The 3,222-nt window shown below is 62.0% G+C and carries 4 protein-coding genes and 1 pseudogene; 1 reads left to right on the top strand and 4 read right to left on the bottom strand.

Annotation, left to right across the window (positions count from 1 at the left end):
• Positions 1–549: C40 family peptidase (locus ACE3UY_RS20555; protein ID WP_374689350.1), on the top strand; the 549-nt coding region annotated here is incomplete at its 5' end.
• A gap of 32 nt (positions 550–581) precedes the next feature.
• Here ACE3UY_RS20555 and ACE3UY_RS20550 read toward each other — a convergent pair.
• The 4 genes and pseudogenes from ACE3UY_RS20550 to ACE3UY_RS20535 form a co-directional block, all read right to left on the bottom strand.
• Positions 582–964, bottom strand: a pseudogene (locus ACE3UY_RS20550) (DUF6516 family protein).
• On the bottom strand, positions 964–1,272 hold the full coding sequence (locus ACE3UY_RS20545; RefSeq protein ID WP_374689349.1) for a hypothetical protein: 309 nt from the start codon (positions 1,270–1,272) through the stop codon (positions 964–966). The pseudogene ACE3UY_RS20550 and the gene ACE3UY_RS20545 overlap by 1 nt, the downstream one beginning before the upstream one ends.
• A 59-nt stretch (positions 1,273–1,331) precedes the next feature.
• The gene (locus tag ACE3UY_RS20540) at positions 1,332–2,312 is read right to left on the bottom strand and encodes an ABC transporter permease (RefSeq protein WP_374689348.1); all 981 of its coding nucleotides are present in this window, start codon (positions 2,310–2,312) and stop codon (positions 1,332–1,334) included.
• Positions 2,313–3,222 (bottom strand): ABC transporter permease (locus tag ACE3UY_RS20535; protein WP_374689347.1); only part of this gene is annotated, 910 nt, incomplete at its 5' end.

Below are 3,222 nucleotides of genomic sequence, written 5' to 3'. Positions count from 1 at the left end.
CTCGCGCCGGTGGTGACGCGCCTCTTCGCCGGGACGCGGCTGGCCGTGGGCGCGCTGGAGAACGGCTGGGCTCCGGTGCAGGGCGTCAACGGGCGCGGCTACGCCGACCCGATGGACCTGCGCCCGCTGGAGGACAGGCGCCCGCTCGACGTTCGCCGCCGCCACCTTGCCCACCACGACGCCATGCAGTACATCGGCGTGCCCTACCTGTGGGGCGGCACGTCGGTGCATGGGATCGACTGCTCCGGCTTTGCACAGCTCATGCACCGGCTGGCGGGCGTGGTCATCCCGCGCGACGCCGACCAGCAATATCTGGCCGGTCAACCGGTCGAACCGCCGTTCGCGCCGGGCGATCTGTTCTACTTCGGCGGCCCGGGCGGTCACCGGGCCATCAGCCACGTCGGCATCAGCCTGGGGACGGAGATGCACCCCGACGGCTGGGCGATGATCCACAGCGGGCGTTCACGCAATGGGGTCTACGTGGATGACGTGCAGGCGGTGGCGTCGCTGCGGGAGAGTTTTGTGGGAGCGCGACGGTTTCTGAAATAGGAGACGTTATCTGTCTGCTGTATCCAGGCTCACTACTCTGGATAGAGGTGCTTATCGATTTCGCGCAACACGTCGCCTAGATGGGGTGGAGTTGTGGGTTCGATTCCCTGCGGTGTATGCTTGTGGTGCGGAAAGGTTGAAATGTGGCGTGGTGCGGTGCATTATCGTAGCGAAATATCAGTTGACCGTCCTGACCCTGATAGTGGTACACGTAGTCAACCTTATTGAGGATAACCCCCTGTTCGGCCAGCACTTCAACGAATTGTAATAAAGAGCCATCCCAGAAACGCAAACGCCCTTCAACAAGGCCTTGTTGATCGACAACGATCTCCTCGATTACAAGCCGGTCGATTGTAACATCCTGGCGAGAGGCAATAATGTTACTTAGCAGTTCGAGGTGTCGACGGAGGCGCATCAGGACAGGGGTGAAGCTACAGTTACAACTACGCGCAGGCTTTCTGAGATCGCGCGCTTGAGGTTCAAATATAAACGATAGCGTCCTGCCCAGGTGACGACCTCAACAGCGTCGCCCATTTCCCCGGCTTGATAGCGCTTAAAGAACTCACTGGATGACATCCCATGCTCCGCTTCCAACTGAGCAAGTTCGCGTTCGAGACGTAGCAGTTCCTCAAGCGGGTCATAGGTTTCATCCGCTTGTCGAAAAAGGGCGTGCAGCTTTGCCGTTGAGGGTATTGTTTCCTGGCTGAATTGATAAACAGGCATAATATTACTCTTGATCACTACAGGAGTCGTAATTAACGTACATCAGAACGAGCTTCTCGTCAACGCTCATACGGACTCAACGCCCGATTCAACCCATCCCCCACCAGATTCCACCCCACCCCGAACAGGATCAGCGCCAGCGACACGGGCACAAACGTCCACCAGTAGGCGAACGGGTTGCCGCTCAAACCGATCACGTAGTCGCGGCTGGTGACCAACATGGTCCCCCAGGCCACGTTGCCGCCAAAGCCGATGAAGATGAAGGCCGACGCCAGAATGACCATGCCGCCGATATCACGCGCGGCCAGTACCACGGCCGGCGAAATGGTGTTGGGCAACAGGTGGCGGAAGATGACGCGCCCGCTGCTCGCCCCCATCGCCTCGGCCGCCCGCACGTACTCGCTGCGGCGCGCCCCGCGCACCTGGGCGTTCATCAGCCGCGCGTAGGGCATCCACGAGAAGAGAATGAGCGTGATCATGATCGGGTCGATGCGCCCGCGATAGAGAAACGCCTCCCAACCGGTCAGCGCCATCGGATCGCCGAACGGATCGTAGATGTTAGAGTAAAAGGCGCGTTGGATGACCCAGATGCCGGCAATGACCGGAAAGGCCAGAAACGCATCGGTCAGGCGCATGATCACCAGATTGGCCGCGCCGCCGATGTAGCCGCTGAACGCGCCGATGAGCACGCCGATGACCGCCGTCGCCAGCGTCACCACCAGTCCGAAGCGCAGGGCCGAGCGCGCCCCCCAGATGAGCGTGTAGTACACATCCCACATGTACGAGGCGTCCTGCCCCGGCGCGATGCCATATTGCGGCATGTTTTGGATTTGCGGCGTTGTGCCCAGGGGCACACCGGGCTCGGGCGGCGTTGGCTGGCGGGAGAAGGATTGGGTGACAGTCTTGAACGGCCAGGGATCGGCCGGGTTGAGCGGCGGGGCCAGGCGCGGGGCCAGTAGCGCCACCAGACAAAAGAGTAGTACCAGCGCCAGCCCCACCAGATTGGACGCCCGACTGAAGAAACGTCGCCAGCGAATCATCTACAGTTCCAATCCCTCTTCGCGCAGTCGCGGATCGACAAACGTTCGCAGCAGGTCGAAGACCAGCATGATCGGCAGCACCAGCAGCACGCTGAACACGGCGAAGCCCATGACCAGCGGCGCGTCCGGCGCGACGAAAAAGCCCTTGGTGACGAGTTCTGATAACCCCTTGAAGTCGAAGATCGACTCGATCACGTAGACGCCGGTGACCAGCCCGGCCGCGGACAGGATCATGGCCGTGAAAGCGGGCAGCATGGCGTTGCGAAAACCGTGTCGCCATTCAAGCTGGCGGTTCCGCAACCCCTTGGCCCGCGCCGCAGTCATGTACTCCTGGGCCTTCGTCTCGATCATCGCCACGCGCGTCACCCGGCTGATGGTGGCCCAATAGAGCAGGCCCAGCGTGAAGACCGGCAGCACCAGGTGGCGCAGGGCATCGAGGGTCACGTCCGGCCGGCCGTTGAGCAGCCCGTCGAAGGTCAGGAAGCCGGTGATGGCGCGGAAGTCGCTGGTGCTGAGCGTCAGGGTGTAGATGCCCGTGCGGCCGGGCGGAAACCAGTTCAGCCCGACGTAAAAGATGGATAGCAGGAAGAGGCCCAGGATGAACGGCGGGATGGACGTAGCCAGGAAGGCGCTCAGCCGATAGCCGCGGTCAAAGCGGCCGGGGACGCGCCAGCCGGCCAGCACGCCGCTGATCAGGGCCAGGGGAACCACGACGAGGACGCCATAAAAGGTCAATTCGGCCGTCACCGGCAGCCTGCGCTTCAGCAGGGGCAGCACGTCGCTGTTGTACGTCGGGCTCCAGCCCCAGTCGCCGCGCAGCAGATCGCCCAGCCAGCGGGCGTATTGCACCGGATACGGGTCGTTCAGCCCATGCTCCTCAATGAGCCGGTTCATCAGATTTTCAAACTCG

The organism is Promineifilum sp. (SeqCode) (assembly GCF_041918635.1).
Classification (GTDB): domain Bacteria; phylum Chloroflexota; class Anaerolineae; order Promineifilales; family Promineifilaceae; genus Promineifilum.
This window is presented reverse-complemented; position numbering and strand designations above follow the sequence as displayed.